At 42.2% G+C, this 21954-nt stretch carries 17 protein-coding genes; 8 read left to right on the forward strand and 9 right to left on the reverse strand.

Annotated features, from left to right (window positions below; genetic code table 11):
- Entirely contained in the window at positions 1-1068 is a 1068-nt protein-coding gene (locus tag ACS8FA_RS25225; RefSeq protein WP_439265065.1) for an ABC transporter ATP-binding protein, read from the forward strand.
- On the forward strand, positions 1065-2036 hold the full coding sequence (locus ACS8FA_RS25230) for a peptide ABC transporter ATP-binding protein (protein ID WP_439265067.1): 972 nt from the start codon (positions 1065-1067) through the stop codon (positions 2034-2036). Before ACS8FA_RS25225 ends, ACS8FA_RS25230 begins: the two co-directional genes overlap by 4 nt.
- 27 nt (positions 2037-2063) lie before the next feature.
- Here ACS8FA_RS25230 and ACS8FA_RS25235 read toward each other — a convergent pair whose 3' ends face one another.
- The 4 genes from ACS8FA_RS25235 to serS all read right to left on the reverse strand — a co-directional run bounded on the left by ACS8FA_RS25235 (position 2064) and on the right by serS (position 7563).
- Positions 2064-3110: an NERD domain-containing protein gene (locus tag ACS8FA_RS25235; RefSeq protein ID WP_160022245.1), complete on the reverse strand. Its 1047-nt coding sequence runs from the start codon at positions 3108-3110 to the stop codon at positions 2064-2066.
- 60 nt (positions 3111-3170) lie between these two features.
- The gene (locus tag ACS8FA_RS25240; protein WP_427567451.1) at positions 3171-3713 is read right to left on the reverse strand and encodes a hypothetical protein; all 543 of its coding nucleotides are present in this window, start codon (positions 3711-3713) and stop codon (positions 3171-3173) included.
- A 270-nt stretch (positions 3714-3983) separates the two neighbouring features.
- Positions 3984-5981: a transketolase gene (gene tkt / locus ACS8FA_RS25245; protein WP_439265070.1), complete on the reverse strand. Its 1998-nt coding sequence runs from the start codon at positions 5979-5981 to the stop codon at positions 3984-3986.
- Positions 5982-6276: 295 nt separating this feature from the next.
- Entirely contained in the window at positions 6277-7563 is a 1287-nt protein-coding gene (gene serS, locus ACS8FA_RS25250; protein WP_439265072.1) for a serine--tRNA ligase, read from the reverse strand.
- Between the two features lie 498 nt (positions 7564-8061).
- Here serS and ACS8FA_RS25255 point away from each other — a divergent pair, with 498 nt between their 5' ends.
- Positions 8062-8721: a YcxB family protein gene (locus ACS8FA_RS25255; RefSeq protein ID WP_101206317.1), complete on the forward strand. Its 660-nt coding sequence runs from the start codon at positions 8062-8064 to the stop codon at positions 8719-8721.
- A gap of 266 nt (positions 8722-8987) precedes the next feature.
- Positions 8988-9473, forward strand: coding sequence for a Dps family protein (locus ACS8FA_RS25260; RefSeq protein WP_101206316.1), 486 nt, complete (start codon positions 8988-8990; stop codon positions 9471-9473).
- Positions 9474-9591: 118 nt separating this feature from the next.
- Here ACS8FA_RS25260 and ACS8FA_RS25265 read toward each other — a convergent pair whose 3' ends face one another.
- From ACS8FA_RS25265 to ACS8FA_RS25275, 3 genes are all read right to left on the reverse strand, one after another.
- Positions 9592-10296, reverse strand: a complete 705-nt coding sequence (locus ACS8FA_RS25265; RefSeq protein WP_102093671.1) for a DUF2057 family protein — start codon at positions 10294-10296, stop codon at positions 9592-9594.
- Positions 10297-10383: 87 nt separating this feature from the next.
- A complete protein-coding gene (hda, locus tag ACS8FA_RS25270) occupies positions 10384-11187 on the reverse strand; it encodes a DnaA regulatory inactivator Hda (RefSeq protein WP_101206314.1) in 804 nt (267 codons plus the stop codon).
- 328 nt (positions 11188-11515) lie between these two features.
- Positions 11516-12622 carry an AI-2E family transporter gene (locus ACS8FA_RS25275; RefSeq protein WP_057761151.1) on the reverse strand — a complete coding sequence of 369 codons (1107 nt, stop codon included), beginning with the start codon at positions 12620-12622 and terminating at the stop codon, positions 11516-11518.
- 512 nt (positions 12623-13134) lie between these two features.
- Here ACS8FA_RS25275 and purM point away from each other — a divergent pair.
- Together purM and purN are read left to right on the forward strand one after the other, a co-directional pair.
- The gene (gene purM, locus ACS8FA_RS25280; RefSeq protein ID WP_439265076.1) at positions 13135-14196 is read left to right on the forward strand and encodes a phosphoribosylformylglycinamidine cyclo-ligase; all 1062 of its coding nucleotides are present in this window, start codon (positions 13135-13137) and stop codon (positions 14194-14196) included.
- Positions 14196-14888 (forward strand): phosphoribosylglycinamide formyltransferase, encoded by a 693-nt coding sequence (gene purN, locus ACS8FA_RS25285; protein WP_439265078.1) that lies wholly within the window; start codon positions 14196-14198, stop codon positions 14886-14888. Before purM ends, purN begins: the two co-directional genes overlap by 1 nt.
- A gap of 171 nt (positions 14889-15059) precedes the next feature.
- Here purN and ACS8FA_RS25290 read toward each other — a convergent pair whose 3' ends face one another.
- Together ACS8FA_RS25290 and ACS8FA_RS25295 are read right to left on the reverse strand one after the other, a co-directional pair.
- Entirely contained in the window at positions 15060-16433 is a 1374-nt protein-coding gene (locus ACS8FA_RS25290; protein ID WP_114700474.1) for an NAD-dependent succinate-semialdehyde dehydrogenase, read from the reverse strand.
- A gap of 402 nt (positions 16434-16835) precedes the next feature.
- Positions 16836-17825, reverse strand: coding sequence for a LysR family transcriptional regulator (locus ACS8FA_RS25295; protein ID WP_057761159.1), 990 nt, complete (start codon positions 17823-17825; stop codon positions 16836-16838).
- A 698-nt stretch (positions 17826-18523) separates the two neighbouring features.
- Here ACS8FA_RS25295 and ACS8FA_RS25300 point away from each other — a divergent pair.
- Together ACS8FA_RS25300 and ACS8FA_RS25305 are read left to right on the forward strand one after the other, a co-directional pair.
- On the forward strand, positions 18524-20110 hold the full coding sequence (locus ACS8FA_RS25300) for an isocitrate lyase (RefSeq protein WP_101206309.1): 1587 nt from the start codon (positions 18524-18526) through the stop codon (positions 20108-20110).
- Between the two features lie 153 nt (positions 20111-20263).
- The gene (locus tag ACS8FA_RS25305) at positions 20264-21862 is read left to right on the forward strand and encodes a CYTH and CHAD domain-containing protein (protein ID WP_439265081.1); all 1599 of its coding nucleotides are present in this window, start codon (positions 20264-20266) and stop codon (positions 21860-21862) included.
- Positions 21863-21954: the final 92 nt, after the last annotated feature.

Raw genomic sequence — 21954 nt, forward strand, 5'->3', positions numbered from 1 at the left:
ATGACTGAACCATTAATTAATACTCCTATCACTCATACGTCTATGAATGGTGCATCAACAAAAGACTCTCCGTTATTGCTAGATATTGAGAACCTGTCTGTCACTTTTGGACAAGGAGTGCGTGCCTTTCGCGCAGTCGATGATGTATCGTTAAAGATAACCCAAGGTGAGGTCATCGCTGTCGTGGGTGAATCTGGCTCAGGTAAGTCAGTCACTATGATGGCGCTGATGGGGCTGTTGCCACCTTCTGCGACCGTTCGCGCACAGCGAGTGGTCTTTGACAATAAAGACATGCTCAGTATGTCAGCCAAAGAGAGACGTGGCATCATTGGTAAAGACATCTCTATGATTTTTCAGAATGCGATGTCTTGCCTAAATCCAAGCTTTACTGTTGAGATGCAGTTAGGTGAAGTGTTACGCAAGCACCTTGGTTTACGAGGCGCCGCCGTACAGACGCGCATATTAGAACTGCTAGAATTGGTTGAGATGCCCGATGCAAAGAATCGTCTCAAGGTCTATCCGCATCAGCTATCAGGCGGTATGAGTCAACGAGTCATGATAGCGATGGCGATTGCTTGCGAGCCAAAACTACTTATCGCAGATGAACCGACTACGGCTCTGGATGTCACCGTACAAGCGCAAATCATGGATTTGCTCAGCCGATTGCAACGCGAAAAACAAATGGCCATGGTATTAATTACCCACGATTTGGGACTGGTCGCACAGAACTCACGTGATGTCGCGGTCATGTATGCGGGACAAGTGGTGGAAACCAGTACCGTGCCAGAGATTTTTCAAAATCCTGCACATCCTTATACCGAGGCATTGCTACAAGCCATCCCTGAACTGGCTATCGGTCAAGACCGTCTAAACAGCTTGCCCGGTGTCGTACCCAGTCAATACGATCGACCAGCTGGCTGCTTACTGTCTCCTCGTTGCCCGTATAAAGAACCTGCTTGCGAAGTACCGCCACCTATATTAGATACACCTACTGGCAAGGTACGTTGTATTGATTCTAATATTACCTCTCGCCCCTCTCACGCTGCTACTTTGGAGTCCCAAGTATGAGTAATAAAGTGGTCCTAAAAGCAGACAATCTACACAAGCACTACCCAGTATCACAAGGTCTGGGCAAAGCAAAGGCCTACGTAAAAGCGCTCAATGGTGTCTCTTTCGAGCTTGAAGCTGGCAAGACATTGGCCGTCGTTGGTGAATCAGGCTGCGGCAAATCCACCCTTGCCCGCCAGTTGACACTGATCGAAGCACCTACACATGGTGAGCTATTTATCAACGATGAAGGCACCACTGGCTATAGCAGAAAGGCACTAAAAGAGCTGCGTACTGAAATTCAAATGGTATTCCAAAACCCTTATGGCAGCTTGAACCCACGCCATACTATCGTCTATCAGTTGACTGAGCCATTGGATATCCATACCAAATTGTCTAAAGAAGAAAAGCGTGACAAAATCAACGAGATGATGAGAAACGTTGGTCTACGTCCCGAACATGCTGGTCGTTATCCGCATATGTTTTCGGGTGGTCAGCGCCAACGGATTGCTCTCGCCCGCGCGATGATGCTCAACCCTAAAATCGTCGTCGCTGATGAGCCAACTTCCGCACTCGATGTCTCCATTCAGGCGCAAGTCTTAAATCTATTTATGGATTTGCAGGATGAATATCGCACCGCTTACGTCTTTATCTCGCACAATCTATCCGTCGTGCGCCACGTCGCTGATGATGTGATGGTGATGTATTTGGGTCAAGCTGTTGAGCACGGCCCCAAAGAAGCGATTTATAATGCGCCAAAACATCCTTACACCATCGCGTTACTAGCTGCTGCCCCAACGGTAAATGGTCATAAAAATGATTTGACCCTACAAGGTGAGCTGCCAAGTCCGCTTAATCCACCAAGTGGCTGCGCCCTACATAAACGCTGCCCCTATGCCAAGCAGCAATGCAGCGAAGTAGAGCCACAACTGCGCGAATGGGACGGTCGATTGGTAGCTTGTTTACGTTTAGAAGAGATATATGGTTAAGGTGACTAAGGTTAAGATGATTAACGACTAATCAATATTAACCACACCGCGGCACTTAGGAAAGTTGCTACAACCAAAAAAGGTCTGACCTTGATTCAGGCCTTTTTTTGCCACACGCTTGATCATCTCACCGTTACACCTTGGACAGATTGGTATTTGAATCACATCAGCTGTATGGTCTATCACCTCAATTGTCGCAGAAGAACTCGCTGCTAGTTCAGGCTCTACAACCTCAAACGGCGTAAGAAAAACCTTATCAGCGATATTGTGCGATGTAACTGTATACTGAGTGATTGCCTGCTGAGTGTCCATACTATCAATTGGTAACTCGCTAGATTCAATTTCAGTCTGACCAGACCATCGATGCACTTCTCTACTTTTTAGAATAGCTCGTTTAGCGGTCTCTTTTACTATCGGCTCTAGTATAGGCCTATTAGCCACTTTAACAATTGGTTTATCATTAGCGTTACCGCTAGGCTGTTTATTTGTATTCTGGCTTGGATTACTATGCTTGTCTTTTAGATAGGCTTTATGCTCTCTGTTGGTGCGCCAAGACTTGCTAAATCTATTGCTATTAATCTGCTCAACGATAGATGCGACCTCATCTTCAGTGAGTATCTTATCTTGCTTCTTCTTTACATACGAGACCATACCACCTGTCAATACATGTTCAGGCAACTCGTCACGCGTTTTCAGCTCACACTCACCGATGAAGGCAATCATCGAATGAAAGTAGCTCAGCTCTAATCCTAATAAATCTGAGAGCGTCTTAATGTGCAAGTAGTTTTGACGCAATGGATTTTGGAATTTGAATTTACTTCCATTTTGGAAAACTTGTGTCCACTGTCTTTGGTTCTCGCTACCATATATCCAGCCTTTATAGTTTTTGGTCTCAATCACAAAGATGCCGTACACAGAGACGATGATATGATCGATTTGGGTACTGCCACCATTGGCTCGTGGCAAGGTAATACCGTTTAATCGGTGGTAGACGTCTTTTTCAAGCTTTAGCCACATGGCAACATTGATGACGGTTTCACCTAGGAAACCTTTAAAGGAGGATTTTAGAGACATAATAGCGATCTTTAGAATGGTTATAGAGTGTGCTAAGCGTAATACCAAAACTCTTTAAATTTAATTAATCAACACTCTCTTACGATGCTTTAAAGGCTTGGCATAAGCAGAAGAACATGATTTGATATGTTTATAAAAACTCTTATAAACCCGATCATACTCTTCATCAAGCTGTTTAAGTACATCTAAAGTACTATCGTTAGGATTAGTTTCATGTTCATGCTGTGCATTTATCAAGTTTCCCCCTGCATTTAAAAACAACTCATATTTTTTCTTAAGCTCTGGAAAATATAAAGCTATTAATATTTCTATCTTGCCACCTTCTCTGTAAAATTCATCAACATCTAAAGCTTCATCGCAATTGCCTGAAAAACTTTTGGATTGAACTTCCTGAATAATGGCTGCAAAATCAACCAGTCTAAAAACTACTTCCTCAAACTTTATTCTCAAAAAGGCTTCATACTCCTTTTTGCGTTCAGATCTCTGAGTAATGAGAATACCGCATAGTCCAAACATTCCGATTATGCAGGCTGCTATCAAGCCTTCACTTAGTTCAATCTGTTTTAGCCATGTAATAGCATTTGTCAGTTCGATACTATCCATCTAATTTTTCCAGTTCTATAGTCATATGATTTATTTTTATATGAGAGCTGCACAAGAAATAAAACTTAACTTTGTGAGCAATCAATCTATTCTAATTTACCATTAAATCATTATGGTGAGGCACAGAATTTAGTACTGATTGCAGCAGTTATTTTACCAATAACCATATTGATGAAAGCAGACCAAAAGAAAAGCCAAAGATTAAACCATAAAAAAAGCCACCAGATTTCTCTGATGGCTTTTCCTTCGATACTAACTCAGTTAGGTTTATTACACCAAGCTATTTACCGCTTCAATCACAGCGTCAGTTGTAATACCAAACTCTTTATACAAGTCGCTTGCAGGCGCAGATTCGCCATAAGTCGTCATACCGATGACTTTACCATCTAGACCAACGAACTTATACCAGTAATCCACATGCGCGGCTTCTACTGCGACGCGAGCACGAATATTGGCAGGCAATACCGCTTCACGATAGCTAGTATCTTGCTCAACGAAAATCTCAGCACATGGCATAGACACCACACGGACGCCAACACCATTTGCGCTCAACGCCTCATACGCTTCCATCGCTAGGCCAACTTCTGAACCAGTGGCGATGATGATAGCTTGTAGCTCGCTCTGCTCTTTTGCCAGTACATAACCACCTTTGGTGATGTTGCCTACTTGCTCGCTGTCACGTGCTTGATGTGGCAAGCTTTGACGGCTAAAGATCAATGCTGATGGGTTGTTTTCAGACTTGATTGCTTCTACCCAAGCGCTTGCAGATTCAGTCGCATCACACGGACGCCATGTGCGTAGATTTGGCGTGGTACGTAGGCTAGTCAATTGCTCAACTGGCTGATGCGTTGGGCCATCTTCACCCAGACCGATAGAGTCATGCGTATAGACATGGATGACGCGCTGCTTCATGAGTGCGCCCATGCGTACTGCGTTACGTGCATATTCCATAAACATCAGGAACGTTGCTACGTAAGGGATAAAGCCGCCATGCAATGCGATACCATTGGCAATCGCAGTCATACCAAACTCACGTACGCCGTAATAGATATAGTTGCCATCAGCGTCTGCCTCTAAGCCTTTAGCGCCTTTAAATAGCGTCAGGTTCGAGCCAGCTAGATCTGCTGAACCGCCTAGCAATTCTGGTAATAATGGCTGTAAGGTATTGATAGCATTTTGACTGGCTTTACGACTGGCGACATCGCCGCCCGCTTCTTGCGTTTGCTGAATATAGGCTTGTGCTTGGCTATCAAAGTCAGCAGGCAAATCTCCATTTAGACGGCGTAACAACTCAGCTGCCAGTTCAGGATAGGCTTTTTTATACGCTTCAAAGTCCGCATCCCAGTTCTTCTGTTGGACGTCACCTTTGGCTTTGGCATCCCATGCTTCATAGATTTCATCATCTAATTCAAATGGCGCATGCTTCCAAGACAATGCTTCACGAGTCAAAGCGATCTCGTCATCACCAAGTGGTGCACCATGACTGGCGGCTAGACCTTGTTTGTTCGGGCTACCAGCACCGATTATGGTTTTGCAAATAATTAGACTTGGCTTAGCAGTCTCTGCAATGGCTTGCTCAGTCGCTTGCGTGATTGCATCAGTATCATGGCCATCGACTTTGATAACTTGCCAGCCGTAAGACTCAAAACGCGCTTCAGTATCATCAGTGAACCAGCCTTCGACATTACCGTCGATTGAGATACCATTATCATCGTAGAAGAATACCAATTTGCCAAGCGCCAACGTGCCAGCCAGCGAGCACACTTCATGACTGATACCTTCCATTAAGCAACCATCACCTAAAAATGCATAGGTATGATGATCGACGACGTTATGACCGTCACGGTTGAACTGTGCGGCTAGTGTTTTTTCTGCGATTGCAAAACCAACGGCATTAGCAATACCTTGTCCTAGTGGACCAGTCGTCGTTTCTACACCAGGCGTATAACCAAGTTCAGGATGCCCTGGGGTTTTTGAATGCAGCTGACGGAAACCTTTAAGGTCATCAACGCTCACATCGTAACCTGATAAATGTAGCAATGAATAAATAAGCATCGAGCCATGACCATTTGACAGTACAAAGCGATCACGGTTGTGCCAATTAGGATCAGCTGGATTGTGCTTCAAAAATTTGCGCCACAAAACTTCGGCAATATCAGCCATGCCCATTGGCGCACCCGGATGTCCAGAGTTGGCTTTTTGAACCGCGTCAAACGACAGTACACGGATGGCATTGGCTAGTTTACGTTCGCTAATTGGAGCTGGCATAGAGTGTCCTAATATTCGAATGAGTCGTATAAAGATAAGAGGAGAGTTTACTCAGAGGATAATCCACCAAAAACGCGACAGGCGTCCTCAATGGATAGGCTATAAAATAAAAATGCAATATTAACATATTTGCTATGAGCCTAGCCAAAAATGCGGTGACAAGACCGTTTATATTTAGCAATGACTCACATCAGTTTTGTTAAACGATAAGTAATGACGGACTTTAATTTAAGTTATAAATAACAAGCTGCGAGTGACCTAAGTGATTTGCAGCTCATTACTTATAGTCAATCTATTAAACTGAAATAGTCTCAGCACCGCCCATAAACGGACGCAATACTTCTGGAATCGTGATGCTACCATCAGCGTTTTGATGGTTTTCCATCACTGCTAGTAGCGTACGACCCACGGCCAAACCTGAACCGTTTAAAGTATGAGCTAAGCTGGTTTGTTTGCCATCTTTAACACGCGTACCCATACGGCGCGCTTGGAAATCACCACAGTTAGAGCAGCTAGAGATTTCACGATAGGTGTCTTGGCTTGGCAACCATACTTCGATGTCATAAGTTTTTTGTGCGGCAAAACCCATATCGCCCGTACATAGCTGTACAGTACGGTATGGCAACTCAAGCTGCTGCAAGATATACTCAGCCTGTCCTGTCATCGCTTCTAATAGGTCATCAGACTGCTCAGCCGTGGCAATATTGACCATCTCAACCTTTTCAAACTGATGCTGACGAATCAAGCCACGGGTATCACGCCCGTGCGAACCAGCTTCACTACGGAAACATGGCGTATGGGCGGTGAATTTTAGCGGTAGCTCTTTAATATCCAAACGTTCGCCGCGTACCAAGTTGGTCATTGGCACTTCAGCAGTTGGAATAAGGTAAAAATCCATTTCATCATTATTGGTGTGATTGCTTAGCTTAAACAAATCATCTTCAAACTTAGGCAGCTGACCCGTACCTTTTAAGCTATCGCTATTAACGATATAAGGCACATAGGTCTCAAGATAGCCGTACTTCATAGTATGCGTGTTCAACATAAATTGAATCAACGCACGATGCAATTGCGCCAATTGTCCTTTAAGCACGTTAAAACGGCTACCAGTCAACTTAGTCGCTGCCTCAAAGTCCAACATACCAAGCGTCTCACCAATATGAGTATGATCTTGAATCTCAAAGTCAAACTCACGCGGCGTGCCCCATTTACGCACTTCTACGTTATCGTCTTCTGACGTACCGACTGGTACATCCGCCGCCGGAATATTCGGAATTTGCAAAGCCGCTTGAGTGATACGCTCTTGTAGCGTACGTAACTCGTCTTCCGCAGCTTTAATCTCACCGCTAACGCTTTGCATCTCAGCCAATAGCTCACTGGCATCTTCACCTGATTTTTTTAGGGCACCTACTTGCTTAGCACCAGCATTACGGCGCGATTGCAACTCTTCGGTTTTGACTTGTAGAGACTTACGTTCGTTTTCAATCGTCTGCCAGAACTCCATATCAAGCTCATAACCACGGGTGGCTAGCTGCTGTTGTAGGTCGCTTAAATCGCCGCGTAAGAGTTTCGGATCAATCATAGTAGTTGCCTGTAACACTAAAGGTGAGTAAAAGGTTTAAAAGTATTATTTATAGAGTAATTGCCTAGCGCATCGCTATCACGGTCTTTGTGATAACTGGCTATGACGTTATGTTTTATATCAACATATCTTGTAGACGCTATAATACCAAGACACGGCAGATTTGACCATGTTTTGGATATCTTTGACTGCTTTTCCCTGTTTTTGGCTGACTTTCTTTAGGTTTTGTTCATTATGCTAATCGCTTATAGCAAGCTATTCTGTTTTTAATTGCTCACTTTTGCTTTCGTCTAGTCTGAATAAACTGAGTATAGAGCTTGAACTACGTCATTAATATAACATCTATCAGTGAACAGTCTTGCTTATATGTTTCATTTAGGAGTACTTTTCGGTAAGATAAGCGCATACCTTTATTCACTTCTAGCCAAGTACAGCATTGCTGCTTCGCTTTGGCAGTTTTAATCCAACGCTTTTAATATAAGTATTTGAGAAACCTTTATGGCCTTGTACCCCTACACGCTCCAACCTGTCGCCTTAAACCTAACTGAGGCTGAATTCCACCAAGCACAGTATGAACTGTTTGCCAGTGCCAGCCCGTCTTTTGGTTTATCAAGCTTTAAGACCAAAGAGTGGATCATCATGGCAGTGGTTGTGGTACTTGCTATTGCAGGACTTATCTTTGTAACAGGCTATTCAACCATTATCTTTTGGTTAATGCTGGTTGGTGTGGTGATATATCTATTGGCGCGTACTTTAGGTTTTAAATGGTACGTAAAAAGAGAGTTTGACAAACAAGTGGCCGACCAAGAGATGCCAGATGAAATGCGCCAAATGAAGTTAGGTGTACAAAAGCATGGTCTAGTCATGGCGATGCCAAGCAACCAGCCTGATATGATGAAAAACTCGCAAATGCGCGGTATGCAAATGCGTGCAGGCGCAACTCAGCAAGCGGTTATTCCTTGGACCTCTATCAAGAGCTGGGATGAGACTGACGACTATATCTTTATGATGTTTGAGCTAAAAGGTCAGCAAGGTAGCCAAATCGTACCGAAACGCTTGCAAGCACAGAAGTTTCCTATCGATACGATACGTCAACATTTACAAGAAGTGGTTCCCGTTAAAGGCTTAAATCCTGAAAACTTGCAGCCACCAGCGTAAATGTAATGAGGTCTCTCTATCGTTTAGAAAAACAGTAAAGAGACTTGGTTTTAGTTTTATAAAACCAATCGTAAAATTGTATTTATTAAATTTAACTTATTAATAATAGTTTGCTATTATTATAAGCATCAAAGGAAGCAATAGAGTCTATATTGATAGATACAGATGAAAAATAAAGTATTTTTCGCTGTATCTTAATTCATGAGAGCCTTTATTTTTCTTTATTTATTATCATATAACTACATTCACACTATAAGGACAATACTATGAGTAATTCTAATAATGCTACTAACCAGATCGGTCTAGAAAAGGCAGACATGAGCGAAGTCATCGCCAAGTTAAACAATCTACTATCGACGTATCACGTGTTTTATTTAAACGTACGTGGCTATCATTGGAATGTAAAGGGTGAGCATTTCTTTACTTTGCATCCACAATTTGAAGAGCTGTATACATCACTACAACTTCAAATCGATGAAATCGCTGAGCGTATCTTGACTTTGGGTGGTACACCACTTCACGCTTATAGCGATTTTACGCAGCATACTAGTATTAGTGAAGACAAAAACGTCAAAGATGGCACAAGCTGTGTCAAAGGCGTAGTCACTGGCTTACAAGCGTTAATTGCAGAGCAACGCCAAGTATCAGCGTTAGCAGAAGAGAGCGAAGACCAAGGTTCAGCTGACCTAATCGATGCTTACGTACAAGAGCAAGAAAAACTGGTATGGATGTATAACGCGTTTTTGGGTTAAGAATCGTTAGATTTTACTAGGCTAAATTTTAATAAGCCTAATGATCATCAAATACTAAATAATAAAAAAGCACCTAATTAGGTGCTTTTTTATTGTCTATCTTTTAGAAAAGACTGTTTTATTTTTCGATCCATTGACGCATTTTTTCACGTTCAGCAGGCGTGGCTTGTAGCCATACTTGCATAAACGTATCTAACGTACTAGTAGAAGTATTTACGCTAGATGTTTGCTTAACAGTGGTCGTGCCAGTGTTGACGTTGCTAGTAGAATTTACTACTGGTTGATCTAAAGAGGCGATAGCACGTTGGTTCTGTAACTCTGCATCACCTGCACCGCCGAACACGCCGCCTAGCGCTTTACCAAGGCCTGAAAATAGACCACCTTGGTTACCGGCCATACTTTGCTGGCTAGCAATGACAGTATTGTTTTGTTGCACAGCGAGCGTAGGCTGCTTGGCATATTCTCTAGCAGCTTCATAATCTTCTGGTTGATTAGGCATAGTCAAACGATATGTTTGATTGTCGGCCAATTGTGCCGTCACACTGACATTACCTGAACGCAAATAATCATGCTCATCACGACGCAAGTTATATAAACGGTCATACTTAGCAGTAATAGCATGTTGTCCAGGCTGTAACGTAAATGTTTTCTGCAGCGGCTGAAAAGCGCTCTGCTGAATTTCCTGTCCATTAATAGCGGTTACTTTGATATGGTCATCAACCTGTAGGGTCACTGCTGCCTGTGACAACATAGAGACCGAGGCAGCACCTACCAATAACGTACCTATCGTTAATTTTTTTAGCAAAGAAGCATTCGATTTCATAAGTTATTCCATTAATAGTAAAAGCGAGTTGGACAAAAGATTCGTATTCTTACGGTTATTCATTTTTTGCTGCTAAAAGTCTTACTGCTAAAAATCAAGTGGCATCGTATGTTGGTCTTGATCAGGCGTGTCGTTATCTAATTGCGTCTCTTGAGCGATATCCGCCAGCTCCGCGGCAAGCGTCTGCTCATCAATGGTACGCAGAGCATCACTTATGACTGCTTTTGAGATATTACTGCGACCAAGGTTAGAAAACATTGGTTGAATATAATTAAGTACTTCCATCATCGCACCGATACGATGCGGTCCATCAGTTAGTAAGTGATCAATAATTCGATCGTCAAACTGCCATCCGCGCCGACGCAAAATAGACTGTAATAATGCTTGCCTGTCTGCCAAATCATGACCAGTAGGCACCTTGAAAGTAGGTGCTTGTGCCAAACGCGTCATTAAATCTCTTAACTGGAATGGTAAGTCGTCGGCTGGTTTATTGGCGGCAAACAACAACTGGCGTTGCCCTTCTCGGCTACGATTAATCAGGTGAAATAAAGCTTCTTGCCACTGGCTGCTCTGCTCAAGCACTTCCAAATCATCGATAGCAATCAAATCAAAGTTTTCTAAAGATGATAGTACGTGGACATCTGTATGAATCAGCTCATTAAGAGACAAACAGATAGCCGATTTGTCCATTTCGATAAATGACTCGCAAATAGCAGACAGCAAATGGGATTTACCTGTAGCAGGGCTACCAAACAGATATAGTTGACCGATCAGGCCGACATGTAACTGCCGTACTGCATCGATAATCGACATCCAACCGGGACCGGCAAAGTCGCTGAGACTTGCATCATGCTTAATGTCCAGATTGAGACTTAGCTGTGCTTCTGCCATGAATCATCAACTCGTGTTGCGTAGTGCAATGGAAAAATATAATAAAAAAGATAGGTTGCTTTGAGCTGCATTCATTACTATCAATACTAGCCGATACAACTGTAAGTAATGGCCCTATAGCCTTTGCAAAAATCGGTCAGTCGCTTTATCGAAAACAAATTTAGGAAAGCTGGTACCAAAACGGTTGATACTATCAACACTGCGCCTATATATAACATATTTACAAAATGACTGACAAGTCTTTTACCCATTAAGCCTTATCAATCATTGCGTTCCTATCTTGATATTACATATCAATCTTTATCTAGTGTATTCAATAATAAGATAATTATCTTTTTTCAAACAGTGCCAGTTGTTTGCGGCCTTTATAAAAGTCAGTAGTTCGATAGTAGTTGTATAAATGGCGGAACAGGACGTTTAAGACAGCGGATACTGGTAAGGCGATCAACATACCGACAAAACCTAATAGACTGGCACCTGCCAATACGGCGAATATGACCCATAATGGCGATAAACCAATCTTATCACCTAACAGCAATGGTTGTAGGATATAACCTTCTGCAGCTTGTCCAATCAAGAACGCACCTACGACCAATGACAAATACGTCCAGTCCAATCCGAACTGAAATAAGCAGGCGATAATAGCCGCGATAAAACCAATACCAAACCCTAAGTACGGCACAAAACTGGCAATGCCTGCTACCATACCAATGATAAGCCCAAGCTCTAAACCAATGAGCTGTAACTGTACAGCATAAATAGCGCCTAGCAACACCATCACTAGCAATTGACCTTTGATAAATGCCATCAATGCCAGATCACACTCTTTAGCTATTTCAGTCACTTTTTGACAATAAGCACCTGGTATCGCCATCTTCCAGTTATGCAAACGCTGATCCCAATTAAATAGGAAATAGAAGGTCAAAATAGGTACCAATACAATGAGACCTGCATTATTGATGAAGTTCATACTCGAGGTCAATATTTGGCTCATCATGGTGCTAGCATCAGCGAACTTATAGTTCGTTTGCATATAATCGACGAGAGTATCGGAAAATTCTTTCGACTCTAATTGAGGCAGTTTGATACGAGTATTACTATTGAACCACTCTCGTACGACTTGATTGTACCAATTAAATATCTTTGGCAAATAATCCCACGCCGCTTGCAGCTGATGCCATAGTGTCGGTACCAACCACCATAATAATAACGCCATCCCTAAAGTAATCGTCGAGTAGACGATAATAATCGCGACCCAGCGCTTGATATATTTTGATAGGCGCTTGACTAAAGGATTAAATAGATAAGCCAACATAAAGGCAAAAACAAAAGGCACGATGACGGGCATCATCAAATACAAGAGAAACACAGCCACCACTAACGCCACGACAATAAATAAACGCCGAAAAAACGGATCTATTGGTTGGTTCATCATGGCAAATAATCCTATAGTTGGAAAGGTTTAAAAAAGTGACAGTGAGTCAGTCAGTCAGTCAGTCAGTAATAGTATTTTCTAAAAAAATAAATGCAGTCATTACAATGTATCACTAGGCGAATTGCTTTTTCTCATTAGTTTTAGCTAGCTAAACTGAGACGTATCAACGTTCCTAAAGAACCTAATTTTTGATAAATTTATGTTTAGTCGTTTTTATTCTGTCAATCACATTTGGACTTGTATTAAGGCCATTATTGACAATAAATTTAGCGTTCTATTATCGCAGAGTACAACAAAAAATCAGTCATTTTTTGTTTCTTAACGGCTTATTTGCCACTTAATGCAAATCTTAGTCAAATATTGGCAAGTTGCTTTGCGAGTACGGTCTGTTTTTGGGTATAATGCGCGCACTGTCTTTAAACTTTGCTTTTGAACTTTATAACGCTGATTTTTGCGTGCTCAATTACTTTACCTTCTAATCCCAATTATCTATCCCCAACTGTGAGATGACTATGAGTGATAAGCCTTCTTTAAGCTACAAAGATGCCGGTGTTGATATCGATGCAGGCGATGCTTTGGTTCAGCGAATCAAGTCCGTTGCAAAAGCCACTACTCGTCCTGAAGTCGTGGGTGGACTTGGCGGTTTTGGTGCGTTATGCCGTATCCCAACAGGTTATACCTCACCATTATTGGTTTCTGGCACTGATGGCGTCGGCACCAAACTAAAACTGGCGCTACAGCTGAACCGTCATGACACGATTGGTATTGATTTGGTCGCGATGTGCGTCAATGATCTATTGGTTTGCGGCGCAGAGCCACTATTCTTCTTAGATTATTATGCAACTGGTAAGCTCGATGTCGATGTAGCGGCGACTGTCGTGACTGGTATTGGTGATGGTTGTAAACTTGCTAACTGTGCGCTTATCGGCGGTGAAACTGCTGAAATGCCAGGCATGTATCAAGACGACGATTACGATCTAGCTGGATTCTGTGTAGGCGTGGTTGAAGAAGCAGAAGTCGTCACTGGTGAAAATGTCGCAGAAGGCGATGTACTGATTGCACTTGCCTCAAGTGGCGCGCACTCAAACGGCTACTCATTGGTTCGTAAAGTCATCGAAGTTAGCGGTGTGGATGTTACGAGTAGCGACGAGCAACTAGACGGTCAGCCTATTCAAGACGCTTTAATGGCTCCTACCCGTATCTATGTAAAAGCAATCAAAGCATTACAAGACTCGCTTGGCAGCTCAGTCTTACATGCGATGTCACACATCACAGGTGGTGGTCTAACGGATAACTTACCACGTGTACTACCTGATAACCTAGCGGCTAGCATCGATACCAATAGCTGGCAGTTCTCAGAGCTATTCACTTGGCTACAGACCCAAGGTAATATCGCGCAGAGCGAGATGTACCGTACCTTTAACTGCGGCGTTGGTTTTGTCATCGTTATGCCAAAAGACAAAGCAGAAGCTGCTATCCAAACCTTGACTGATGCAGGCGAGACAGCTTGGCAACTAGGTGAAATGGTCAAACGCAGCACTGATGGCCAGGCGGATGCAGTGGTGTACCGTTAATGTCAATTGATAACGCAAGCCAGCCTATCAAACCATTACGCATTGCTGTTCTAGTCTCAGGAAGTGGTAGCAACCTGCAAGTGTTAATCAATGCAATGCAAGTAGGTGCGCTACCGATTGAAATCGTTGGTGTTATCAGTAACCGTGAAGACGCTTATGCATTAACACGTGCTAAAGATGCCAATATTCCAGTTGCGGTATTGTCACACGTTGCTAGTGGTAAACGTATGGGTATCAAGACGTTTGAAACCCATGCCAACGAGCAGCTAATAGCATGGCAACCTGACTTGATCGTCTTGGCTGGGTTTATGCGTGTACTAAGTGGCTCATTTATAGATAATGTACCAGCGCCCATGATTAACCTTCACCCTTCTCTACTTCCGGTTTATAAGGGTTTAGATACTCATAAACGAGTCATACAAGCGGGTGAACGTCGTCACGGCTGTAGTATTCATAAAGTGACAGCGGAGCTTGATGCAGGTCAGGTATTGACTCAAGCCGTATTGAATATCGATATCAACGACACCGTAGAGAGCTTACAGTCACGGGTACAGAAGCTTGAACATCAGCTACTACCTTGGACGATTTTACTCCTAGCAAAAAATGTATTATCACTTGAAGTAAATAATACATCATCGCAAACACAAACTTATTTACCTAAGTTGCCTTTGCAATTGCTGATAGACGGATAGAAACCTCAGCTTATTAAGTTGATTTTAATATCACTTTATATAGCTCAATAAAAAGCCCAGCTACTCGTGATGAGTAACTGGGCTTTTTTATTTGATAACTATTTATTATTTACTATTACTTAAAATCGTGAATAGTTATCTATTTAGCTAATTTGTCTAATTAGTTCATTCTTAAAATACGTGAACCGCTTTAATGTTGACAAACTCTTTGATACCGAAGCCGCCATGCTCACGACCATAACCTGAGTTTTTCACGCCACCAAACGGCAGTGCAGGATTAGCTAGACCATAACCATTGATATAGACCATACCTGTATCGAATTGCTCACGTGCTAAACGAACGGCTTTCTCTTCATCTTTCGAGAAAATCGCGCCACCTAAACCATAACGACTGTCATTAGCGATGCGCATTGCATCGTCTTCATCTTTTGCACGAATTAGTGAAGCGACAGGACCAAATAGTTCGTCATCGTATGCAGGCTGACCTTTTTCAACATTTTCCAAGATAGTTGCTGGATAGAAGCTACCTTTACCTTCAGGTACTTTACCGCCAACAGCGATCGTTGCACCTTTAGCCACACTTTGCTCTACTTGCTCATGTAGCTGCTCACGTAGATCTGCACGTGCTAATGGACCGATATCTGAGCTGTCATCCATGGGGTCACCCGCTTTGGTACCTTCAAACTTTTCAACGATACGTTTACGGAATTCGTCATATACGCTGTCGACTACGATAAAGCGTTTGGCTGCTACACAAGTTTCGCCGTTATTGATTAGACGTGCTTGCGTACAAGTTTCTACTGCTGTTTCAATGTCAGCATCTTCTAGTACGATAAATGCATCGTTTGAACCTAGCTCTAATACCGCTTTCTTGATCGCTTTAGCTGCTTGCTGGCCAACGATTACACCTGCTTTGTCACTACCTGTTAGTGTCACGCCGCGTACTTTGTCATTGCCAATCAATGCTTCTGACTGGTCATGATCAATGATAATCGTACGGAACAAATCACTTGGTAATTCAGACTCGTGAAGAATTTTTTCGATTAGTAGACCAGAACCCGTGACGTTAGACGCGTGTTTTAGTAAGACACTGTTACCTGCCATCAAGTTTGCAATGGTGTAACGGAATACTTGATACGCTGGGAAGTTCCAAGGCTGCATGCCATAGATGATACCGATAGGTTGATACGTCACTAACCCTTTTTTCATGCTTTCGATATCGCGTACATCATCAGCCAAAGAAGCAACACCGTTTTCAGCAGTGTAATCACAGATGGCTTTACAGAGATCAATTTCTTGCATGCTCTGGCTGTGTAACTTGCCGCGCTCTTCAGTCATCAGTTTAGCCAGCTCTTCTTTGTATTCCATCAGCTTATCACCGATAGACTTGATGACGCGACCACGTTCTTCGTGGCTCACTGTACGCCACTCTAAAAATGCGTTATGTGAAGCATCGACAATCTTGTTGACTTCGTCATTGCTCATATAATTGTAGTTACTGATTTCTTCGCCCGTGGTTGGGTTAATAGTAGTAATGTCTGACATAGTTACTGTCCTTATTATTCGAATTTACATTTGGGATTTATAATCGGGTTTACTGTCACTTATAATTATTTTGCTGTGACAGTTTTAATTATTAAATTTACGTCGATAGCACAATCTATTGGTAGCTCGTTTTCTATCTGCCGTTATCTTAACAAGCTATTTGATGAAGAGTTTTACAATATATTGTGAAGTGTGTTGAAGATGTTAATAGTGTGACTGACTTATTAAGTATAACTGAATATTACATACTAACTATTAAACGCTAGAACACAAAAAACCAGCCTAGTGGCTGGTCTAATAACTATATAGAGTGGGATCTAAAGAGAAATACTTTTATAAAAAATTCAGATAATCAAAAATATTCTGCTCTAATAAAAAATAGATTCAACTCACACAAACCAATCAAAACAAATGATTAATAACCGGTATCTCTTGTGGTGGATTTTCTTCTTCAGCAACGACTTGTCGTGCCACATGCATAATTAGCTGACGTAACCAGCGATGGGCTGGGTGATGCTGCAACAAAGGAGACCATGCCATCGTAAGCTCAAACTCAGGAATAAAAAACGGCGGATCTTCCATCATAATGCTGTCGTTATTTGCCTGCATTCTTGCCACACGTGTTGGCAAGGTCGCTATCAAATCTTTATTTGCTGCAAGCATGGCAGGCATTTGATAATGTCGAGTAAAGACACTGATTTGGCGTTTTTGACCAAGGCGCTGCAAGGCCTGATCGATAGAGCCAAGTCCACCAGATTTCTCTGGATTAACCCCAAAACCCACACCCATCCCTGTTTTAGATACCCAAACGTGCTGTGCTTTAAGGTAGTTTTTCAAATTAAAACGATTGGCATAAGGACTGTCAGAAGATAATAAGCAACTAAAAGTATCACGCCACACTAGAACCTGATGGAAGCTTTGAGGTATTTCATTAAAACGGTTAATCGCTAAATCAACTCGTCCCTGCTCCATATCTCGATAAGAGACGTCTGATGGAGTCAAAAAGTCCAAAATCACATTAGGCGCTTCAGAACGTAGTGCTTTTACCAGCTTAGGTACTAGGGTCGCTTCGGCATAATCCGATGTCATGATACGGAACACACGAGAGGTACTATAAGGGCGGAATTCGGTACGTGGCTCCAACACTTGAGTCAAGTCAGCGAGTATCTCACGGATACGTGGCTGTAGCTCAAGAGCGCGTTCAGTCGGCGTCATACCCTCAGATGAGCGTACCAATAATGGATCATTAAACAGCTTACGCAAACGGCGCAAGATATTACTCATAGCAGGCTGAGTAATCCCAAGCTGCTCGGCTGCGCGAGTGACGTTTTTTTCTCGTAGCAACACATCTAGATGGACTAATAAATTTAAATCAACCCGCTGCAAATTCATATTTGGTTCTCTTGGCTTTTGAGTAAACGCCATATTAAGGCTGGCATTTGTAGTGCTGCTACAATGATTTGTGCGTTATAACAGCATAATTTCATTATTTTTTACTAATTTGGTTCTAGTTTTTTCTGATAGAGCTGCACTATAACTCATTCAACCTATCGTAAGGCCCTGTTATATAAACATTATATCATACAGAAATACCAAAGATAACTATCATAAATTAGATAAATCTTGGTAAGGTAGTTATAGTGAGTTCTATAAAGGATTCGCAGCATAGACGACGAACTTTAGGTTCATAAGCTGTTTTCATCCAATTAAATATTGTCGCTAAGTAATATATTAATGGTTTTTATCAGTCGTTAAATACGGTTAATTGACCTCATTATTGTAACATCTCTTGCTACCAATTATGACATCACTGCCTATTAAGTACTCAGATACCTTTTAGATATATAGTGAAAATTAATAAATGTTTATAAAACAGCAATTATTTTCAACTGTTGAGTTCAGCAAATTTCTTGTAATAGCCTAGCGGTTTGTTTAGGGTAAATAGAGCTTCAATAGATAAATGATAGACCAAATTTTGAATATTACTTTTTAGTACAAAGGTTTTAGTAAAGCGGATTTTAGTAAAACGACAGACCCATTATTTTAACAATTAATTTATTTGTTTTTACACCCCACCAAGGAGACTATAGATGTCAACTGCATATAAATCAGCGATCGACTTAGTACGTGAATTAAAGCAAAAGCACGGCAACTGGCAGAATATTAGCGAAGTTGATGCTGCACGTATGATGTCACAAAACCGTTTCAAGACGGGTTTGGATATCGCAAAATATACTGCAAAAATCATGCGTCAAGACATGGAAGATTATGACAATGATACGTCTCAGTACACGCAGTCTTTAGGTGCATGGCATGGTTTTGTTGCACAGCAAACTATGTACGCTAAGAAAAAATATTTCGGTACGACCTCTAAAACTTATATCTATCTTTCAGGTTGGATGGTAGCTGCTCTACGCTCTGAGTTTGGTCCACTACCTGACCAATCTATGCACGAAAAGACGTCAGTACCTAAGCTAATCGAAGAAATCTACACCTTCTTACGTCAAGCAGATGCTAAAGTATTGAACGACTACTTCCGTGAGCTAAACGCTGCTGAAGAAGCTGGCCAAGATACTTCTGCTATCCTAGAAAAAATCGAAAACTTTGATTCACATGTTGTGCCAATCATCGCTGATATCGATGCAGGTTTCGGTAACGAAGAAGCTACTTACCTATTGACTAAGCAAATGATCGAAGCTGGTGCTTGTGCCATTCAGGTTGAAAACCAAGTATCTGATGCTAAGCAATGTGGTCACCAGGCTGGTAAAGTAACTGTACCGCATGAAGACTTCATCTCTAAGCTAAACGCTATCCGTTATGCATTCCTAGAGCTTGGTGTTGAAGACGGCGTTATCGTTGCTCGTACTGACTCTGAAGGCGCCTCACTAACGCAAAAAATTCCAGTATCAAATGAGCCAGGCGATCTTGCTTCTAAATACATCGATTTCATCGAAATGGAAGAAGTAACGCTAGAGAACGCTCAAGAAAATGACAGCCTACTTAAGCACAACGGCAAACTAGTACGCCCGGTTCGTCTACCTAACGGTCTATATCAGTTCCGTGAAGAGACTAACATTGACCGTGTTGTACTTGACTGTGTAACTGCTCTAGAAAACGGCGCTGACCTACTATGGATCGAAACACCGACTCCAGACGTAGAGCACATCAAAATGATGGTTGACCGTATTAAAGAGCAACAGCCTAAAGCGAAGCTTGTATACAACAACAGCCCATCATTCAACTGGACACTTAACTTCCGTAAGCAAGTTATCGCTCAGTGGGAAGAAGAAGGCAAAGACATCTCTGCATACAATAAAGATGACTTGATGAGTGCTGATTACGACGGTACTGAACTTGATGCAGCCGCTGACGTAGCCGCTAAGAACTTCCAACGTGATGCGTCACGTGAAGCTGGTGTATTCCATCACTTAATCACGCTACCGACTTACCACACGACTGCTCTTAGCGTTCATGAACTTGCTAAAGGCTACTTCGGTGAAGAAGGCATGCTTGCTTATGCAGCTGGCGTACAGCGTAAAGAAATCCGCGAAGGCATCTCTTGTGTTAAGCACCAAGCAATGGCTGGTTCTGACCTTGGCGATGACCACAAAGAAATCTTCTCAGGCGATAACGCTCTGAAAGCTGGCGGCGGCAAGAACACGATGAACCAGTTCTAATAACCGACAGACTAGCAGTATTTATCAAAAAACCGTCCTACATCATGTAGGGCGGTTTTTTATTGCGGTTTAAATAATCAGAGAATGGTAGACTAATAATAGTTTATCAAAACCATCGATCAGAGCCATCAGTCAGAATTATTAGGAGCTAATATGCAAGAGATAGAGCTGAAGTTTTTGGTACCAGAGTCACGACTGAAGGGATTAATGCGTCAAACGCACGTTAAATCCTCACAAGTGACGCAACTGGCTGCACATTATTACGATACGTCTGACCAACAGCTTGCACAGGCAGGTATCGGTCTGCGTATTCGCAAAGAAGGCGATACATGGGTACAAACCATTAAAGCTAGTGGTGATGGTATCGCGGCACGCTTGGAGCACAATGCCGTACTCGATAATGAGCAAGTACAAGCGATGCTCGATAATAATGAGCTGATGCCTAATTTAGCGATATATCAAGACACTCCAATCACTGCAGCATTGGCTGACTTTAAACTCAAAAAGTTAGCGAAAAATCTAACACGACTTTATGTTACTGACGTCGAGCGCACTACGCGGTTGCTAACAGAAAGTAATGAGGATGAAACCAATAACTGTATCGAAATGGCTTACGATCAGGGAGAGATTATTCATGGTACTGATGACTCGCTACGCAAAGCTATTCAAGAGATAGAATTTGAATTGGTGTCAGGAGATTTAGATTTTCTATTTACGACTGCCAAAACATGGTGCAAGCGCTATAAGCTGTGTCTATCTACCGTTACCAAAGCTGAAAACGGTAGCTTACTTATTAACGGACAAAATCACAGTCCAGCGGTCAATGCAAATCTAAGTCAATTGCAAATAGACAAAGACAGTAGTGCGCCTGCCTTTATACGTGCGGTCGTACACAATTGCTTATTACAGATACTACCAAATAGCAGTGCTATCGTCGCTGGCAGCATAGATGACGATCATATTCTACAGTTGCGAATTGGTATTGATCGATTGCGTACTGCGTTGAAAGCATTTGCTGACTTCTCTGATGAAATTAATCCTGAATGGTTGCCAATACTAAAGCAAACTGCAACCTTACTTAGCGACTACTATCAACTTGCTTATATCAATACACAGATTGAACCTGAGCTACAAGCATGTGGCGCGCCTGCCGTTGACTGGACAACAGATATTGAAAATATCAAAATCACACCTATCAATACGCTGCAAGCCAATGACTTTCAGATAACGCTGTTAGAGTTGATTGCCTTTACTATGAGCGACCCAAGCATTGAACCTCAGACTGATCAGCTTGCCCGCGATAAGCTAACGAAAGTCCTCTCTAAGCAATATAAAAAATGTCTTAAGACCAATAAAAAATCTGACGAAGTAAGTGACGAAGTAAGTGATACCGAGCTTGTGAGCGATGACGTGGATCTAAACACAGACATTGTTGATAATGACCAACCTGAAAGCGATCTGCTCAATCAGTTAAGAGATTTGCGTTACATCAGTGAGTTCTCTGCGCCTTTGTTAAGCAAGAAAAAAGCCAAGAAGAAAACCAAGCGTTGGCTAAAACGGCTGATAAAAGCGCAAAAAGCGTTAGAACAACTGAACGATGATAATCAACATCAGCAGTTCTATGAATTGAAATCAACAACAGATACTAATGCTTTATATGGTACAGGTTGGTTTACGGCCATACTGACTGTTGACCAGAGTCATATTGATGCACGTTTAGCAAAATTTGCGGACAGCTCAACGTTTTGGTAGAAGTAGGAATATTACGTTTATGACGGATACTGCTTTCATAAAGTAAAACCACTCCATAAAAAAGACAGCTTGTTATATAACAGGCTGTCTTT

This window comes from Psychrobacter sp. 1Y1, from assembly GCF_051847395.2.
GTDB lineage: Bacteria > Pseudomonadota > Gammaproteobacteria > Pseudomonadales > Moraxellaceae > Psychrobacter.

Excerpts from the sequence above, each read along its gene's own strand:
- ACS8FA_RS25225 (WP_439265065.1), top strand. The coding sequence starts at position 1 with ATGACTGAACCATTAATTAATACTCCTATCACTCATACGTCTATGAAT.
- ACS8FA_RS25230 (WP_439265067.1), top strand. The coding sequence starts at position 1,065 with ATGAGTAATAAAGTGGTCCTAAAAGCAGACAATCTACACAAGCACTAC.
- ACS8FA_RS25235 (WP_160022245.1), bottom strand. The coding sequence starts at position 3,110 with ATGTCTCTAAAATCCTCCTTTAAAGGTTTCCTAGGTGAAACCGTCATC.
- ACS8FA_RS25240 (WP_427567451.1), bottom strand. The coding sequence starts at position 3,713 with ATGGATAGTATCGAACTGACAAATGCTATTACATGGCTAAAACAGATT.
- tkt (WP_439265070.1), bottom strand. The coding sequence starts at position 5,981 with ATGCCAGCTCCAATTAGCGAACGTAAACTAGCCAATGCCATCCGTGTA.
- serS (WP_439265072.1), bottom strand. The coding sequence starts at position 7,563 with ATGATTGATCCGAAACTCTTACGCGGCGATTTAAGCGACCTACAACAG.
- ACS8FA_RS25255 (WP_101206317.1), top strand. The coding sequence starts at position 8,062 with ATGGCCTTGTACCCCTACACGCTCCAACCTGTCGCCTTAAACCTAACT.
- ACS8FA_RS25260 (WP_101206316.1), top strand. The coding sequence starts at position 8,988 with ATGAGTAATTCTAATAATGCTACTAACCAGATCGGTCTAGAAAAGGCA.
- ACS8FA_RS25265 (WP_102093671.1), bottom strand. The coding sequence starts at position 10,296 with ATGAAATCGAATGCTTCTTTGCTAAAAAAATTAACGATAGGTACGTTA.
- hda (WP_101206314.1), bottom strand. The coding sequence starts at position 11,187 with ATGGCAGAAGCACAGCTAAGTCTCAATCTGGACATTAAGCATGATGCA.
- ACS8FA_RS25275 (WP_057761151.1), bottom strand. The coding sequence starts at position 12,622 with ATGATGAACCAACCAATAGATCCGTTTTTTCGGCGTTTATTTATTGTC.
- purM (WP_439265076.1), top strand. The coding sequence starts at position 13,135 with ATGAGTGATAAGCCTTCTTTAAGCTACAAAGATGCCGGTGTTGATATC.
- purN (WP_439265078.1), top strand. The coding sequence starts at position 14,196 with ATGTCAATTGATAACGCAAGCCAGCCTATCAAACCATTACGCATTGCT.
- ACS8FA_RS25290 (WP_114700474.1), bottom strand. The coding sequence starts at position 16,433 with ATGTCAGACATTACTACTATTAACCCAACCACGGGCGAAGAAATCAGT.
- ACS8FA_RS25295 (WP_057761159.1), bottom strand. The coding sequence starts at position 17,825 with ATGAATTTGCAGCGGGTTGATTTAAATTTATTAGTCCATCTAGATGTG.
- ACS8FA_RS25300 (WP_101206309.1), top strand. The coding sequence starts at position 18,524 with ATGTCAACTGCATATAAATCAGCGATCGACTTAGTACGTGAATTAAAG.
- ACS8FA_RS25305 (WP_439265081.1), top strand. The coding sequence starts at position 20,264 with ATGCAAGAGATAGAGCTGAAGTTTTTGGTACCAGAGTCACGACTGAAG.